Annotated in this window: 15 protein-coding genes; 14 read left to right on the forward strand and 1 reads right to left on the reverse strand. The window is 61.0% G+C overall.

What is annotated here, in order from left to right; genetic code table 11:
* Positions 1-7 precede the first annotated feature (7 nt).
* The 5 genes from M2368_RS10995 (at position 8) to M2368_RS11015 (ending at position 3938) form a co-directional block, all read left to right on the forward strand.
* Entirely contained in the window at positions 8-427 is a 420-nt protein-coding gene (locus tag M2368_RS10995) for a phage holin family protein (RefSeq protein ID WP_066142299.1), read from the forward strand.
* Positions 424-1002: a DUF3618 domain-containing protein gene (locus M2368_RS11000; protein ID WP_498724463.1), complete on the forward strand. Its 579-nt coding sequence runs from the start codon at positions 424-426 to the stop codon at positions 1000-1002. Before M2368_RS10995 ends, M2368_RS11000 begins: the two co-directional genes overlap by 4 nt.
* Positions 1003-1157: 155 nt before the next feature.
* Positions 1158-2540: a cryptochrome/photolyase family protein gene (locus M2368_RS11005; RefSeq protein WP_498724464.1), complete on the forward strand. Its 1383-nt coding sequence runs from the start codon at positions 1158-1160 to the stop codon at positions 2538-2540.
* Between the two features lie 316 nt (positions 2541-2856).
* Complete coding sequence (locus M2368_RS11010) at positions 2857-3267, forward strand: DUF4383 domain-containing protein (protein WP_041650329.1); 411 nt, start codon at positions 2857-2859, stop codon at positions 3265-3267.
* Complete coding sequence (locus M2368_RS11015; RefSeq protein ID WP_498724466.1) at positions 3264-3938, forward strand: hypothetical protein; 675 nt, start codon at positions 3264-3266, stop codon at positions 3936-3938. Before M2368_RS11010 ends, M2368_RS11015 begins: the two co-directional genes overlap by 4 nt.
* 52 nt (positions 3939-3990) lie before the next feature.
* Here M2368_RS11015 and M2368_RS11020 read toward each other — a convergent pair whose 3' ends face one another.
* Complete coding sequence (locus M2368_RS11020; RefSeq protein WP_498724467.1) at positions 3991-5052, reverse strand: 2,3-butanediol dehydrogenase; 1062 nt, start codon at positions 5050-5052, stop codon at positions 3991-3993.
* Between the two features lie 186 nt (positions 5053-5238).
* Between M2368_RS11020 and M2368_RS11025 the strand changes: the two genes are divergently transcribed.
* The 9 genes from M2368_RS11025 to M2368_RS11065 all read left to right on the forward strand — a co-directional run bounded on the left by M2368_RS11025 (position 5239) and on the right by M2368_RS11065 (position 15718).
* Positions 5239-5769: a very short patch repair endonuclease gene (locus M2368_RS11025; RefSeq protein ID WP_219844105.1), complete on the forward strand. Its 531-nt coding sequence runs from the start codon at positions 5239-5241 to the stop codon at positions 5767-5769.
* A gap of 55 nt (positions 5770-5824) precedes the next feature.
* On the forward strand, positions 5825-7108 hold the full coding sequence (locus M2368_RS11030; RefSeq protein WP_498724468.1) for an MFS transporter: 1284 nt from the start codon (positions 5825-5827) through the stop codon (positions 7106-7108).
* A gap of 216 nt (positions 7109-7324) precedes the next feature.
* Positions 7325-8869 carry an ABC transporter substrate-binding protein gene (locus M2368_RS11035; RefSeq protein WP_498724469.1) on the forward strand — a complete coding sequence of 515 codons (1545 nt, stop codon included), beginning with the start codon at positions 7325-7327 and terminating at the stop codon, positions 8867-8869.
* 1 nt (position 8870) lies between these two features.
* Positions 8871-9824 (forward strand): ABC transporter permease, encoded by a 954-nt coding sequence (locus tag M2368_RS11040; RefSeq protein ID WP_286134640.1) that lies wholly within the window; start codon positions 8871-8873, stop codon positions 9822-9824.
* A complete protein-coding gene (locus tag M2368_RS11045) occupies positions 9817-10668 on the forward strand; it encodes an ABC transporter permease (RefSeq protein WP_286172304.1) in 852 nt (283 codons plus the stop codon). The genes M2368_RS11040 and M2368_RS11045 overlap by 8 nt, the downstream gene beginning before the upstream one ends.
* The gene (locus M2368_RS11050) at positions 10661-12199 is read left to right on the forward strand and encodes an ABC transporter ATP-binding protein (RefSeq protein WP_498724470.1); all 1539 of its coding nucleotides are present in this window, start codon (positions 10661-10663) and stop codon (positions 12197-12199) included. Before M2368_RS11045 ends, M2368_RS11050 begins: the two co-directional genes overlap by 8 nt.
* Before the next feature lie 68 nt (positions 12200-12267).
* Positions 12268-13107: a transporter substrate-binding domain-containing protein gene (locus M2368_RS11055; RefSeq protein ID WP_498724471.1), complete on the forward strand. Its 840-nt coding sequence runs from the start codon at positions 12268-12270 to the stop codon at positions 13105-13107.
* Between the two features lie 674 nt (positions 13108-13781).
* A complete protein-coding gene (locus tag M2368_RS11060; protein WP_498724472.1) occupies positions 13782-14435 on the forward strand; it encodes a helix-turn-helix domain-containing protein in 654 nt (217 codons plus the stop codon).
* A complete protein-coding gene (locus M2368_RS11065; RefSeq protein WP_498724473.1) occupies positions 14432-15718 on the forward strand; it encodes a type II toxin-antitoxin system HipA family toxin in 1287 nt (428 codons plus the stop codon). The genes M2368_RS11060 and M2368_RS11065 overlap by 4 nt, the downstream gene beginning before the upstream one ends.
* Positions 15719-15783: the final 65 nt, after the last annotated feature.

The following is a 15783-nucleotide window of genomic DNA, read 5'->3' on the forward strand; positions in this document are numbered from 1 at the left end:
GCATTCGATGACTCACACGACGCCAGATCCCGATTCCGCAGAACATGAACGCAGTTCCCTCGGCGCCCTGTTCAATGACCTGACCCAGAACGTATCGCTGCTGGTTCGCCAAGAGATCGAGCTGGCAAAGACGGAGTTGAAGGAGTCGGCCAGCTCCGCCGGCAAGGGTGCAGGCATGTATGCCGGTGCCGGTGTTGCCGGCCATTTCGTCTTGCTATTTCTTTCCGTTGCGGCTTTCTTCGGATTGTCGCTCTGGATTGGCTACGGCTTCTCGGCCTTGGTGGTCGCCGCCCTCTGGGCGGTGATCGGTCTGGTCTTGGCAAGCGCAGCCAAGAAGAAGATGCAAGAGATCAAGGGACTGCCTAATACGGCCGAGACAGTCAAGAGGATTCCATCAGCTTTTACTCCGAAGGATGATGCACCATGAGCAAGAATTCAGAAGAACTCCGCGCGGAAATCGCCCAGACACGAGGCGACATGCAACAGGATGTGGATGCGATTGCCGACAGGGTCAGTCCCAGCCACATTGCCCACCGACAATCCGAAAAGGTCAAGGACTCATTCAGGAAGGTGAAGGACTCCGTCATGGGAACCAGTGAATCAACAAGTGACCAGCTGCACCACTACAGTGAAGACGCCGCGGAAGCCGTCAGGGACGCACCGCACAGGGTGGTGGAGCAGACCAAGGGCAATCCGCTGGCCGCCGGAATCATCGCCTTCGGGGCAGGACTGCTGGCCTCGTCGCTGCTTCCGGGGACCCAGAAAGAAGCCGAGCTGGTCCAGCGGGTCAAGGACAAGGCAGAACCGCTGGCCGAAGAGGCCAAGGATGCGGCGAAACAGATTGCCGAAGACCTGCGGGAGCCTGCGCGACAGGCCGCAGAGGACCTGCGGGATTACGCCCAGGAATCCGTGCAGACCGTCAAATCCGAAGCCAACTCCGAAGCCGAGCATCTGCACAGCGAAGCAAAGGACACGGCCAAGGATATGGGTAACGGCTCCTGATCCCTAGGCGCGGAAAGAGGCTGGTGCGTGCAATCACTGATTGGAACCACCAGCCTCTTGCTATGCCCGGTAACCGCCGAGCTAGGCGGGGCATCCACCAGAATTTAGCTAGCTAAGCTAAATAACCACTAGGATGAGTCCATGGAGAACTCCAAATGACTCAGCCTGCTTTGCCTGCCCAGCTGGTATGGTTCCGCGATGATCTGCGCACCAGCGATCACCCAGCGTTGGATGCCGCGCTTTCTTCCGGTCCGGTGATCGCGGTATATGTCCTGGACCAGGCATCTGCCGGCATCCGCCCGCTGGGTGGCGCGGCCAAATGGTGGCTGCATCAGGCGCTGGAGGACCTTCGCCGATCGCTGGAAAAACTGGAAATCCCGCTCATCCTGCGCCAAGGCCCGGCCGCCGGGATCATCAGCGAACTCGTGCACGAAGGCAACGTGCAGACCGTGCACTGGAACCGCCGCTACGGCCACGCCGAACGCGCCGTCGACATGCAGATCAAGCAGGACCTCCACGCGCGAGGCGTCCACGCCCGCAGCTACAGCGGGACGCTCCTGCATGAGCCCTGGGAGCTGCTGACCAAGAACAACACCGGCTACAAGGTCTTCACGCCCTTCTACAACGCGTTGCGCGACAGCGAGATCCGGCCTCCGTTGCCCGCGCCACAGGCACAAGAACCCCTCCCGGACACTAATCTTCCCGCCAGCGACGAGTTGGAGAGCTTGGAATTATTGCCGGCTTTGGACTGGATTCACGGGCTCGCCGCGCAATGGGAACCCGGAGAAGCGCCTGCGCGCCAGCGCCTGGAGCAGGTGCTGGAATCGATCGCCGAAGACTACCCGGAGCACCATGACCGCCCCGATCTGGACGGAACGTCTGCCCTCTCCCCCGCCTTGCGCTGGGGGCATGTCAGCGCAAGCCAGATGTGGGAGGCGCTGGGCCGTCTGGCCGCCGTAAATCCCGAGGCTTCCGACGGTGCCACCGCGATGCGCCGCCAGCTCGCCTGGCGGGATTTCTGCTGGCACCTGTACTACCATCACCCGCAGCTTCCGGAGCGGAATCTGCGTGCGCAGTTCGATCATTTCGACTGGGCCTGGCCTGAGGCAGACCCGCAGGCCGCGGAATATATGAGCTGTTGGCAACAAGGACGCACCGGTTTCGGTCTAGTGGACGCCGGCATGCAGCAGCTTTGGCAGACCGGATGGATGCATAACCGGGTGCGGATGGTGGCAGCCAGCCTGCTGGTCAAGAACCTGCAAGTGCATTGGAAGGTCGGCGAGCGCTGGTTCTGGGACACCTTGGTAGATGCGGATCTCGCCAGCAATACTGCCAATTGGCAGTGGGTCGCTGGAAGCGGCGCCGACGCGGCACCGTACTTCAGGGTGTTCAACCCGGAACTGCAGGCCAAGAAATTCGATCCCCAGGGAAGCTACACGGCTCGATTCGCGCCGCTGGCCGCGGAGCCCATTGTGGACCTGAAGCAATCGCGGCAGGCTGCATTGGATGCTTACGAGCAGATGAAACTCAGCTCATAGTCGCGAAGCGTCTGGCAGCGAGAAGATGAAGCCCGCAGATCCACGATGACCTGCTATTCGCTGTTTCGGCCCAACGCATCTTCGGCTCGCTCTCTCAACGCATCAGCTTCCTTGCCGAGGGATCCAGAGCGTCCCCAACCGAACACCAATGCGAAAACGCCTACCGCATCCTTGGGTGCCTCCGGTGCCGGCAAATAAGTCCAATCAAGACCAATCCGCCTTCCGTCCTTCTCCGAAGAACTTCTACAGGGTTCCTTCCGGAACCCGCAGAACTCGACACGGACTAGAATCCGTGTCCCAGGAAGGACTGATTGCCATGCGCACATCGCCTAACCGCTTGCTCGCAACGATTTTCGGGGCCGTGTACCTCCTTGTCGGCCTGCTCGGGTTCCTTGTCACTGCCGGCGTGGATTTCTTCGCAACAGAGGGCGGGAAGCTGATCATTTTCGAGGTCAATCCACTTCACAACGTCATCCACCTGGCCATCGGCGCAGCACTGCTCATCGCTGGGCTCGGATCCGTGCGCGCTTCCAAGCTCGCCAACACCACGGTGGGCGCCGTCTACCTCCTGGTTGGCATCCTCGGCCTCTTCTTGGCCTCTACAGCACTGAACATCATTGCCCTGAACGGTGCGGATAACGTCCTGCATCTAGCCAGCGCGATTGTCCTGCTGTCGGTAGGCCTGTCCCAGGACCGGACGCCAGCAGCCCATACTGCACGGTCATGATTTCCCATGAGGCCACGGAGCCTGCCACCGAACCTGCCATCCAAGGGCGAGATGCAGTTGCGAGCTCCGTTGCCTTCGGCGGCCTCTATGCCGGGATCGCCGGACTGGGAGTCGCGGCGCTGGCCGCGGCCTCCTCCGCCAGCCTGGCATCGGCATTCGGGGTCGGGTCCGCCCCGGCACCGTGGTGGGCGTGGCTCGGCGCGATAGCATCCGCGGCCTGGGCCGGGGTGGCGCTGGTGTACGCCGTTGCCAGCCTGCTGAAGGCAGCGGCCCCTGCCGTGAAGCTTGCGGTCCCCTGCCTGGCGCTCGTCTCCTCCGTGCATTTAGCCAGCATTGTTGCCGGCCTTTGGGGGTTCCCGGAGGAAGCGAAGAATCTGGATCTCACGATTGCTTCCTTGCTGCTGCTTGAGCTGTCGGTGCTGGCGGTCTTCGTGTGGCAGCGCAAGCGGCGGAAGAACTATCCGCACCGGGCAGTGCGTTCCAGCAGCCTAGTTGTCCTCGGGAGCATGTTTGCCGGTTCGGTTGCGGTTGCGGCGGTTGCCAGTTTGGGGTTGGCAGCTTCGTCCGCTGGAGAACTCGCGGTACCGCATTCCGAGCACGGCGCTCATCGTTCGGGAGACATCGACCCGGGAATCATTGGGAAAATGAAACAGGCAGAACACCACCACTAGCCGCAGCCAGGGGGCCAGTGCCAGTGATCCAACTGGCCCCGATAGCTGCAGGCTAGGCCCGCGGATCAACAATGATCTTCACGTGTTCCTCATTGTTGTTGATCAGCTGGTCGAACCCTTCGGAAACCAGCTCGTCGAGCCCGATGCGCCCGGTGATGAACGGGGCCAGGTCCAGTTTGCCGCTTTGCACCAGGGCAATGGTGTCCGGATGGTCATTGGCGTAGCCGATGGTGCCGCGCAGGTCGATTTCCTTCAAGACCAGCTTGGGCATGTCCACTTGCGGCTTATGCCCCCAAATCGAAACGTTGACGATCACCCCGCCGGGAGCCACCGCGTCCAGGAGCATATCCAGCACCACCGGGACCGAGGAGCACTCGAATCCGGCATCGGCCCCGCGTCCTCCGGTCGCCTCGCGCACCTTGTCCGCCACGTCCCCGTCCCTCGGATCAAAGACCTCGTCGGCAACCCCGGTTTCCCGCGCCTTCGCCTTGCGGGCCTCGGAGAGTTCCGAGATGTAGACCGTCAGCCCTTTGGCCTTAAGCACCGCTGCGGTCAGGAGGCCGATCGGGCCGGCACCGCCCACGATCGCCACCTGCCCGGCCTTCGCCCCGGAGCGGACGAAGGCGTGGTGGGCCACCGACAGCGGCTCGATCAGCGCGGCCTCATCCAGGGGAATCTTGCCGATCGGATGCACCCAGCGGCGTTCCACGACAATTTTCTCCGATAGCCCTCCGCCGCGACCGCCCAGGCCGATGAAGTTCATGTCCTCGGAGAGCTGGTACTGCTGGCCCTTGCCGGTGTCCACATCTTCATGGATGATGTACGGTTCCACCACGACGTGCTCGCCGACTTCAAGTCCGGTGACGCCCTCGCCCAGGGCGGTAATGGTTCCGGAGAACTCATGGCCCATGGTCACCGGCGCGCTCTCTCCCGAGATCGGGTGCGGATGCCCGGCCGGCGGGATGAAGATCGGGCCCTCCAGGTATTCGTGCAGATCGGTGCCGCAGATGCCGCACCAGGCCACGTCGATGGCCACCGTTCCGGGCTTCAGCACCGGCTCATCGATGTCCTCGATCCGGATGTCCTTCTGGCCGTAGTACCGTGCTGCGCGCATGGCTCCCCCTCGATTCTTCTGCCTGTTGCCGACCGGCCCGATCCCGGCCGGCCATTCCAGCTCCAAGCTACTGCGGCAGCCAAGGTTTGGGAACCGTTGCAAGAGGTTTCATCCGATGGCACCGGCAAGCCATCCAGCCAAAGCCCAGCCAGCAGTGCGCGGCCTGTTCGCGGCGCACAATGGACTATGGACATCATGTCGGCGGCGCAGCGTTCGGCGCTCATGTCGCGCATCTCCAGCAAGAACACCGGACCGGAACTGGTCCTGCGCCGGTTGCTGCATGCCGCCGGGTACCGCTACAGCGTGCACGGCGTCCTGCCCGCACGGCAAGTTGCCCAGCTGCGTGCTGCGCATCCCGGCATCCCGCTGCGGGGCGGAAAGCTTCCCGGATCCCCGGATCTGGTCTTCAGCGCCCGGCGCAAGGCCATCTTCGTCAACGGCTGCTTCTGGCACGGCCACGACTGCCCGGTGGGCCAGCGGCGCCCCGCATCCAATACCGGGTACTGGAACCCCAAGCTGGATGCCAACATCGCCCGGGACCAGCGCAATCGCGATAGCCTGGCGGCACTTGGCTGGGAATCGCTGACGCTCTGGGAATGCGAGCTGAAGGCGATGGATGGCGTCTTGGACAGGGCAGCAAGTTTCCTCGGACCGGTACGGATCCTGCCGGGCAGCCCCGGCGGGCAGGACCCGTCCCAGGGCACCGGAGTTGGCTAAGATCAAAGAGTCCGCCCGATCTGCCCGCAGCGCACCTGCCCGTTCCCCGAGGTCCATGAAAACCAGCACGTCCCGCTTCGAAGTCCCGGTACTGCTGGGAACCCAGACGCTGTTCAATATCGGCTTCTACGCCGTGGTTCCCTTTCTTGCCGTAGTGCTGGCCAACGACTTCCTGTTGGCAGGCGCCGCGGTGGGCCTGATCCTGGGCATCCGGACCTTCGCCCAGCAGGGCCTCTTCCTGGCCGGAGGCAGCCTGGCCGATCGCTTCGGCGCCCGGCGCATGATCCTCATTGGCTGCGCAGTGCGCGCCGCCGGGTTCTTCACGCTGGCCGCCTCCCTATCCTTGGGTGACCCGAAGCTCTGGTTGTTCATCCTTGGCACATTGCTCACCGGATTCGGCGGGGCACTTTTCTCTCCGGGCCTGAGCATTCTGGTGGGTGCGGCCCAGACCGCGCGCGACAGGGGCCAGCCCACGGGAGCCAAGCGGGCCACGCTCTTTGCGTGGCTGAGCGTCACCGGAGAAATCGGCGCGGTGGCTGGACCGCTGGTGGGAGCGGCCTTGTGGGATTGGGGGTTCGCGGCCGTTGCAGGTTTCGGGGCAATCTTCTTCATCGCCATCGGACTGTTCCTGGCTGCGACATTGCGCCGCTACGCTCCGGAAGTCACTTCGCTGGATCATGCTGGATCCCGGGCCAAGCGGCCGGCCCAGCCTGGCAGCCTGCGCCGTTGCCTGGCGGACCGGAAATTCGTGGCCTTCTGCGCCTTGCATGCCTCGGACCTGCTGGCATACAACCAGCTCTATTTGGCCATTCCCCTGGAATTGGAACGCACCGGCCTGCCCACCCAGTGGCTGGGACTGGTTTTCGCGTGGATCTCCGTGCTAACTCTGGGCTTGCAATTGCCCATCGCATGGCTCGCCGCACGGATCGGCTCGGCGGCGACCCTGCGTTGCGGATATTTCTCCAGCGCCCTGGGGTTCGGCGTACTCGCATTTCTCCCCGCCACGGCTTTTGGCGAGAATACCGCGGCGGTACGCATCTTGTGCGCGGTCACCCTGCTGGCCTTGGGGCATATGAGCGTGCACCCTGCAGCTCTTTCGCTCGTTCCCGGATTCGCCGGACACCGGGGTACCGGATCCTACTTCGGCTTGCTGTCCAGTTGCGGCGGCCTGGCGGTGCTACTGGGGAATTTGCTGGTGGGCTGGCTCTTGTCCCAGGCCGGCCAGGGCCACGTCCCCGGATTCCTGCCGTGGCTGGTTCTCATCATTCCGCTGGTCGTTGCTTCCTGGCTTGGCGCATCGCTCGTGAGGCGTTCAGGCCTGCAGACCCAGGGTGCGTGAACTGCGACACATGACGCGCTGCCCTCGCAGAATTTCCACGGGGCACCCCAAGTTTGCACTACTCAGCTTCCACTCTTCCCAGGCTCCCTGCGGGGGCTTTTCCTCCGCTTTCCTTGCCGGGCCATAATCAGCAAAACGAGTCAACTAATTAGGGTACGCTTACCGAGGCTCTATTGCATTAGATGCCAATCCATCACGTAATGCCGAAGGATTTCCATGAAACTTGGACGATTGAGCGCTGCCGCAGGTTTTGCTGCCATTGCCCTGGCGCTGACCGCCTGCAGCTCCACCCCTGCGAGCTCCGCCCCGGAACAAGCCGCGGACTCGGAAGCCCGCGTGATTGTGGCCAATTTCCGCGCCCCGGTATCCAATTGGGCGCTGGAAAGCGACGACGCCTATGTGCTCTCCATCGCCGGTTGCTTGGAAACCCTGGCCAAATACAACCAGAGCACCAAAACCGTTGAACCGATGCTCGCTGCTTCCTGGAAGCAGTCCTCGGATACCGAATGGGATTTCGAGCTGCGCAAGAACGTGCTGTTCCAGGATGGCACCGCCATGGATGCCAAGGCCGTTGCCGGCTCGCTGAACCACGTCCTTAAGGCCACCGCTCCAGCCCGTGCGGTGAACCCCAAGACCATCAAGAAGGTCCAGGCCGTCGACGCTGATACCGTGCGCGTCACCACCCCCGCCGCGGATCCGTTGCTGCCCTACCGCATGGCCAGCGTGAACGCCGGCGTGCTTTCCCCTGCCGCGTACACCGGCAAGGGCATCGACCCGATGAAGCACTGCACCGGACCCTTTGCCCCGGTCTCCGAAAAAGCCGGGCAGTCCCTGACCTTGGACCGCAATGAGAATTACTGGGACGGAGAGGTGAAGCTGGCTGGCGGCGAAATCCGCTACATCACCGAAGGCGCCACCCGCGCCACCCAGGTGCAGACCGGTGAAGCGGACATTTCCATGTCCATCCCGGCCACCAGCCTGGCGGCTCTGGAAGCCGATAGCAAGATCAGCGTGCTCAAGGCCGACTCGCCTCGCACCTCGACCTTGTACCTGAACAACTCGCGCGCTCCATTCGAGAACCGGGAGCTGCGCAAGGCCGCCACCATGGCCTTGGACCTGCCGGCCATGGCCGCCAGCATCTACGAAGGCGCAGCGCAGCCTGCCACCGGCCCCTTCGCCCCGAGCGAGCCGTGGGCCAACCCGGATCTGGCCGTACCGCAGGTGAATATCGAAGAAGCCAAGAAGCTGGTGGAAGCTTCCGGATACAAGCAGGACAAGCCGCTGGAAATCATTGCGATCACCGAACGCGCGGAGTTCGCCGGGGTAGGCGCCATCATCCAGGAGCAGTTCAAGCAGATCGGCTTGCAGGCAAACGTGGTGACCAAATCCTATGGCGCCGCGGAGCCGGATGTACTGGCCGGCAACTACGACATGATCCTCAGCCAGCGCAACCGGATGATCGACATCGCTGATCCGATCGGCTTCCTGCAGTCCGACTACACCTGCGAGGGCGGCTACAACCTGAGCCACTACTGCAACAAGGACTACGACCAGCTGATCGGCCAGGCACTGGCAGAGAAGGACGAGGCCCAGCGCCACGACCTGTACCGCCAGGCAGGCAATCTGCTCGCCGACGATGCAGCGAACGTCTGGCTGGTCAACGAGCAGGCTATCGACGGCGTGGGAGCCAAGGTCCAGGGCTACGTCCAGGACCCGCTGACTCGCTACGTGCTGACCAAGGATCTGGCGAAGACCAGCTAGCGTGTCTCCTCTAGCCACCATGCTGCGCCGGGCCATTGGACTCGGCGCAGCAGTTCTGCTTTCATCCTTCGCGGTATTCCTGGTCCCCTTCGTTTCCCCCGGGGACCCCGTGCGGTCCTTGCTGCGCGCCCGCATGGACATCGGGGCCGCCGACGAGGCAACGGTGCAGGCCTACGCACAGCAATTCGGCCTGCACGACCCGATGCTGGTGCAGTTCGGACGGTGGCTGGGCCGGTTCGCCACTGGAGACATGGGCATCTCGCATATCAGCGGCACCCCGGTAGCCGACCAGGTGCTGCCGGCCATTGGCGTCACCCTGTCCTTGGCAGGCAGCGCGCTGGTGGTGGCCATCGCCGTGTCCATTGTCTTGGGAGTGCTGTCGGCCACCCGTGCCGGGAGGTGGCCCGATAGGCTGATCACCTCGGCGACCCATGCGTTGATTGCCATCCCCGAATATGCGCTGGCTCCGCTGCTGGTCCTGCTCTTCGCGGTGCGCTTCTCGCTGCTTCCCTCGGCCGGTTTCGAATCCCCGGCCTCGATGGTGCTGCCGGTCTTCATTCTGGCCTTGCGCCCCATCAGCTTCTTCACCGTCGCGGTGCGCTCTGGGGTGCGCCAGGCATTGGACTCCGAGCACGTGCTGGCCGCCCGCGCCCGCGGGCTGAGCAGCACCCAGGGGCTGGTCCGCCATGTGGTTCCCCACGGTTTGCTGCCGCTGTGGACCATGGTGGGTGTCTGGTTTGCCGGACTGCTGGGCGGGTCGGTCATCGTGGAAGTCATCTTCGCCATTCCCGGAATGGGCCGGCTGATCTTCGACTCCATCGTCGATGCCGATATCCCGGTCGCCCAGGGTGGCGTGGTGGTGGTCGTCACCTGTGCTGTAGTGGTGACCGGAATCGTTGACCTGGTGCACAGGATCAGCGATCCCAATGTGAGGATTGGTGTACGACATGGCTAGGAATCATTCCAGGGAAATCCTGCTTTCCCCTCCCGCGTTCATCTTGCTGGCGGTGGTCATCCTGACCATCGCCGCTCCGTGGATTTCCCCCTACAACCCCGACGCCCAGAACCTGGCGGACCGGTTGCAGGGACCCAGCCTGTCCCATCTGCTGGGCACCGATGCCCTGGGCCGCGACACCTTGAGCCGCGTGCTGCACGGTGGCCGGTTCTCGCTATCGGTAGCGCTGATCACCACGCTGTTCGCGCTGCTGGTTGGCACCGCACTGGGCCTGCTCAGCGCGGTGCGCGGCGGGTGGCTGGATGAGCTCTTCCTGCGCGTGAACGACTTGCTGCTCGCGCTGCCCGAAATCGTGATTGCGTTGCTGATCATCGCGGTCATGGGTCCCGGATTCTTCACCATGGTGCTTTCCGTGGGCGTCGTGGCATGGACCCCCACCGCACGGTTGGTGCGTTCCATGGCGGCCCAGGCCTTATCCACCCACCACGTCGAAGCCTCCAGGCATGTCGGTGCTTCGCGCTGGTTCATCCTGCGCCACCACGTCCTGCCCTTCGTGGCTGGACCGGTGCTGGCCCAGGCGGCATTGCGCTTCGGGCTGCTGCTGGTATTGCTCGGCTCCTTGTCCTATCTGGGCATCGGCGTGCAGCCGCCGCAGTCCGACTGGGGTTCAATGCTGGCCGAAGCCCAGCCCCATGCCATCCGTTCCCCTTGGGGCCTGATTGCGCCGGGCGCAGCCATCTTCCTGGTCAGCTTCTGCGTCACCTTGCTGGGCAATCGAATCACCCACGTGCTGGGCGGGCAGGACGTGCTTGCCACCGAGGCCAAGGCGGAAGCCCATGACTAGAGAACTTGAATTCATTGATCTTTCGGTCAGCTCCGGCGATCAGCGATTGCTCTCCGAAGCACGCGGCGCCCTGCGAGCCGGCGAATTGGTGGCGGTTGTCGGACGTTCCGGTTCCGGCAAGACGCTGCTCACCAAGGCGATCATCGGCCTGCTGCCCCAGCAGCTGCGTGCCGAGGGCCAGATCCTGCTTGACGGCCAGCGCCTTGACCAGCTGGGCGAGAAGGCCATGGACTCGGTGCGCGGACGGCGCATCAGCATGCTGTTCCAGCAGCCCAAGCGCGTGATGAACCCGCGGCTGACCATCCGCGCGCATCTGCTTGAAGCTCTGGGAGCCCACGGCTGGGGCAAAGCCCGCCAGCACGAGCAGCAGGTGCTGTCCTTGCTCGAAGAAGTAGGCCTGTCCCCTGCCCAGCAGATTGCCGGCCAGCGCCCGGACCAGCTTTCCGGCGGGATGGCCCAACGCGCCATGCTGGCCATCGCCTTGGCCGCTGACCCGGAGTTCATTTTGGCTGATGAACCAACGTCATCCTTGGACTCGATTCTCAAGGCCGAAGTGCTGCAATTGTTGCGCCGCAAGCAGCAGGAACGTGGCGTGGGCGTCCTGTTCATCACCCACGACATCGCCAGCATCCAGCACATCGCAGACCGCGTCGTAGTAGTCAGCGACGGGCAAATTGTGGACCAGTGCCCCACCGCGCACATCTTCTCCAAGGACCGCCATTCCAAGACACGCGAGCTGGTGGAAGCCAGCTTGCCTCCCCTGCGCACGCCACGCGTTAAGGATTCCGCATGCTTGCTGGAAGCAGTGGATGCGGGCAAGAACTACACGCGCCGCGCAAAGGGCCCGGCAGCATTGAAGCCCACAAGCTTGCGCCTGCACGGCGGCCAGGTCCTGGGAGTGGTGGGCCGCTCCGGTTCGGGCAAGAGCACCTTCGCCCGGCTGCTGGCCGGGTTGGAAGAGCCAACGACCGGACAGATCATCGATACGCGCCGCAATGGCGAAGCAACGCGGGTGCAGGTCATTGCCCAGGAACCGTACTCGTCCTTCGATCCCCGGCTTTCCATCCGCACGTCAATGAGCGCGGCGGTGCACCGGCTGCCGGCAATCCAGGCCGGCGAGCGCATGGCGCAAGCCATGGCCCAGGTGGGATTGGCCGAGCAATTACTGGATCGCCGGCCCGGCCAGTGCTCCGGCGGCCAGCTCCAGCGCCTGGCCATCGCGCGGGCGCTGCTGACCGACCCCCAGGTATTGATTTGCGATGAGTCCACCTCGGCACTGGATTCGGTAGCCCAGCGCCACATCCTGGACCTGCTGCTTGATTTGCGCGAGCGAATGGGGCTGAGCCTGGTGGTCATCTCCCACGACATGGACGTGATCCGCTATGTGAGTGACGACGTAGCCGTGTTCTACGAGGGCGTGCTGGTGGAGCATCGGCCGCTCAACGATTTCCTGGGCAATGCGGAACATCAGCACAGCAAGGATCTCGTGGCCGCGCTGGACCTGACCGCAGCGGTTCCTGCTGCCGGCTGATTTCTGCTCGCGTAAGAAAACCCGGAACTCTTGTGCCCTGACTTGGAGCGCTTATAGATTGATGGACTATGACCGACAGTTCGCAGAAGAATCCGTCCATTACCCGCCGGTTGCCATTGCTGGCCCTATGCGCAGCCTTGTTCCTTGCAGGCTGTTCAGCTCCAGCCCCGGATTCCGGCGACGCCCAGGAGCCAGCTTCCGAGAGCACCCGGCTGGCCAGCGTAGCTGAAGCCGGAACGCTGAAGGTCTGCACCACCGGAGACTACCGGCCGTTCACCTATCTTGACCCGGACACCGGGCAATGGTCGGGAATCGACATCACGATGGCCAAGAATCTTGCCGAGTCGATGGGCGCAGAACCCGAGTTCATCCAGACCTCCTGGAAGGACTTGATGCCGGACTTCCTCTCAAAATGCGATATCGCCGTGGGCGGGGTATCCATTTCCATGGAACGCGCCCAGCAGGCCTACTACAGCGAAGCCACCCTGGACGAGGGCAAGACGCCCATCACCTTGTGCGAGAACGTGGAGAAGTACGACACGGTCAAGGAAATCAACCAGCCCGGGGTCCGTTCCATCACGCCGATTGGCGGGACCAACGAGAAGTTCGCTGATGCGAACTACCGGAAGGGCGAGATCATCCGTTTCGAGGACAACAACAAGATCTTCGATGAGATCATTGCCGGGCGTGCCGACGTGATGACCACCGACGCCTCGGAGACCCGCTGGGTGGCCAACGAGCACCCCGAGCTGTGCGCGGTGCACCCGGATCAGCCATTCAATTTCTCCCAGAAGGCGTACCTGCTGCCGCTGGGCGATGACGAGTTCCAGGAATACGTGAACCAGTGGCTGAACATGGCCAAGAACGATGGGACTCTCGCGGCTGCCGAGAAGCCCTGGTTCGGATAAGTTCGAAGCCACAAGAAGCTTGCCGCTTTCCTTGCAAGCAGCAGGACCTCCTCCAACTTCTTGATTGGCCGTGATTGAGGCGGACCGATACTCAGCGGATCGGTCCGCAAAAGGACTCGCGCAACGGTTGGATCAGGTCATTGCCTGGATCATGATGAAGGATGCTTGGTTTTGCTGGAGCCATGTCCGGCATTCCGGCCCTCGACTGATTTTCATGCCCCACGAACCACCAAGCGGAAAGTGATAGCAACACGGATCCTTACAATCATTTTCTAAGAAAGTGATAGTAAGGGAAATTCATACCATCGCATTGGAGGGACCCATAGCCGGCTCTCTTTACGCCTGGCCTGCGTTCAACTCCCCTATTTTGAGGTACCAAGAGCACTTCTGACTGCCGAAAATCCTCATATCTTCTCCGGTGATGAAGTTCAGCGATCGAGATGACTTGGACTTTGCGCAAATGAAAAAGCTCATCAAGAGCGATTTGACGCAAAAGCTTTCGCTATTGAGACCTCCCTGTTGTCCAGTGACCTTAGCCTAAGTGCACGTTCATTCACATTAATGAATGTGAACAAACGTATACTTTCGTAAAAGTGTACGTATATTCACTTTCTTGATTGTGCACGTACGTTCACTTATAATAATGTGTATATACGTGCACAACAGGAGGTTTCATGAATCGCGACGTTTCGACCCAAAAGGAACTCGGAGCATTCGTGCATGATGCCCGGATGAAACTCGGCCTCACTCAAGAAGCCCTAGCCGACCGCGCAGGCGTTTCGCGCAAATGGCTTATAGGCCTGGAGCAGGGTGTACGCACGAGAGCTGAACTCGGCAAGGTGTTAGATACCTTTGAAGCACTCGGGATATCAATAAATCTTTCTTTCAATGCTGAACCCGAAATCGAGTCATCAGATGAAGACCGCTACCATTCGATAGCTCGTATCTCTCCGGCCGCGTCGGAAGCAATTAGAAAAGCCTCGAGTTTGGATCAGTCCTCTTTCCCAAGATTGGCACCCTCGAACATAGGTCAATCGGCCTTCCGAAAACTAGCCACATCGGGGCTCGGCGAATCCTCATTCCAAAAGTTCGCCAAAGAACTGCGCATCCAAACGGGCATCCGAAACCTAGCCGCCTCCGATCTCGGTCAATCGGCGTTGCAACAGTCCCTTAGAAAAGGGTTGCCTAGTTCAGATGCTTCGACTTTCGATCGCAACTCAAGTACCGCGAACGACGTAGAAAGCGAGCAGGATCAAGCACTTCTTGATAATGACGAATGCAATGAACCGGACAATAAAGATGAGAACAACGAACAGGGCCCGCGATGAAAGAACTCGTGACCTTTTTATACGGGCAGCCTGTCGGAATCCTTCAACAAGATCATTCCGGTAACAGAAAATTTCAATTCGTCCCACAAGATTCTAGACAAGCCAGATTATCCCTGGCAATGCCCTATCGAGAGACCCCTTACCAGCGCTCTATTACTGATCCGTTCATCGAGGGGCTAATTCCGGAAGGCGAAGCTGTCCGCCAGTCGTTCGCTGATGACTTTGGCATTTCGGCAAAGAATCCCTTCGCCTTACTTGAGCATATTGGGTTTGAATGTGCAGGAGCAGTGCAGTTCGTACGGCCGGATGAAATTGACGAGTTAACGCGTTCCGCAGGTGAACTCGTGGCTTGCAACGACAATGAAATCGGTCAACGCATCAGGGTTTTATCTTCGTCTCCGAAAGGATCGTGGACTGTCGGTCGTGAACGGTGGTCACTAGCTGGAGCTCAAAGCAAATTCGCTTTGAGATGGCAGGACGGATGGCATGAAGCCACTGGCAGCGAACCGACAACCCACATTTTCAAGCCCGGCATCCAAGATTTTCGAGATCAAGCACTCAATGAGCACCTCTGTCTGAAGACTTTGGGACGCATGGGATTACAAGTTGCCGAAACCAACTTCACGCAGTTTGACGGGCAATCGGCAATCGTGGTGAAACGGTACGATCGGCTTATTGAGGGAAACAACGTCTATCGGGTCCATCAAGAAGACTTCTGCCAGGCCACTTCGACCTTATCTACAAACAAGTACGAGTCGAACCGAGGACCCAGCGCACTCAAGATCATTAAGACCCTTCGAGAAGCTCGTGCTCCTGAAACTGAAGTTCAAAAATTCATTGAAGGCCTAATAGGAAATTACCTTTTGGGAGCTCCCGACGCACACGGCAAGAACTACTCGATACTCCATCTCCCTGATGGCCGTGTGCAGCTTGCGCCATTTTATGACATCGCATCTGGCTTGCCCTACGAACACGTTAGTAACGACGGTTTTCCGAAGAAAAACGATGGATTGCGGAAGGCCGCCATGTCCATCGGGGGCGAGCGACAGTTCGGGAAAGTCTCATCAAAACATTGGTCAAGATTTGCTCGTGAAGCAAAAATAGATGAAGAGTGGTTGCGGATGACAGTGAGTGCGATGACGTACGCTCTGCCTATCGCCATGGCAGAAGTTTTCGAAAATGAATCCGAGGCCATAGGCAACAGCGAACTACCGAGCAAGCTTTATCCAAAGGTCGAACATCTCTGTGCGACAACTCAAACTCTTCTAGAGCATGACGTGTAGCTCGCTGGATCTGGAGAAGCCACCGCTTCCGTTTACGAACGGAAGCGGTGGCTTCATCTAAACTA

This window comes from Arthrobacter sp. JUb119, assembly GCF_024807995.1.
Classification (GTDB): domain Bacteria; phylum Actinomycetota; class Actinomycetes; order Actinomycetales; family Micrococcaceae; genus Glutamicibacter.

Bases quoted from the DNA above. Each gene is read 5' to 3' on its own strand.
- M2368_RS11035 (WP_498724469.1), top strand. From the start codon at position 7,325: ATGAAACTTGGACGATTGAGCGCTGCCGCAGGTTTTGCTGCCATTGCC.
- M2368_RS11020 (WP_498724467.1), bottom strand. From the start codon at position 5,052: ATGCGCGCAGCACGGTACTACGGCCAGAAGGACATCCGGATCGAGGAC.
- M2368_RS11000 (WP_498724463.1), top strand. From the start codon at position 424: ATGAGCAAGAATTCAGAAGAACTCCGCGCGGAAATCGCCCAGACACGA.
- M2368_RS11010 (WP_041650329.1), top strand. From the start codon at position 2,857: ATGCGCACATCGCCTAACCGCTTGCTCGCAACGATTTTCGGGGCCGTG.
- M2368_RS11005 (WP_498724464.1), top strand. From the start codon at position 1,158: ATGACTCAGCCTGCTTTGCCTGCCCAGCTGGTATGGTTCCGCGATGAT.
- M2368_RS11045 (WP_286172304.1), top strand. From the start codon at position 9,817: ATGGCTAGGAATCATTCCAGGGAAATCCTGCTTTCCCCTCCCGCGTTC.
- M2368_RS11015 (WP_498724466.1), top strand. From the start codon at position 3,264: ATGATTTCCCATGAGGCCACGGAGCCTGCCACCGAACCTGCCATCCAA.
- M2368_RS11050 (WP_498724470.1), top strand. From the start codon at position 10,661: ATGACTAGAGAACTTGAATTCATTGATCTTTCGGTCAGCTCCGGCGAT.
- M2368_RS11030 (WP_498724468.1), top strand. From the start codon at position 5,825: ATGAAAACCAGCACGTCCCGCTTCGAAGTCCCGGTACTGCTGGGAACC.
- M2368_RS11060 (WP_498724472.1), top strand. From the start codon at position 13,782: ATGAATCGCGACGTTTCGACCCAAAAGGAACTCGGAGCATTCGTGCAT.
- M2368_RS11055 (WP_498724471.1), top strand. From the start codon at position 12,268: ATGACCGACAGTTCGCAGAAGAATCCGTCCATTACCCGCCGGTTGCCA.
- M2368_RS10995 (WP_066142299.1), top strand. From the start codon at position 8: ATGACTCACACGACGCCAGATCCCGATTCCGCAGAACATGAACGCAGT.
- M2368_RS11025 (WP_219844105.1), top strand. From the start codon at position 5,239: ATGGACATCATGTCGGCGGCGCAGCGTTCGGCGCTCATGTCGCGCATC.
- M2368_RS11065 (WP_498724473.1), top strand. From the start codon at position 14,432: ATGAAAGAACTCGTGACCTTTTTATACGGGCAGCCTGTCGGAATCCTT.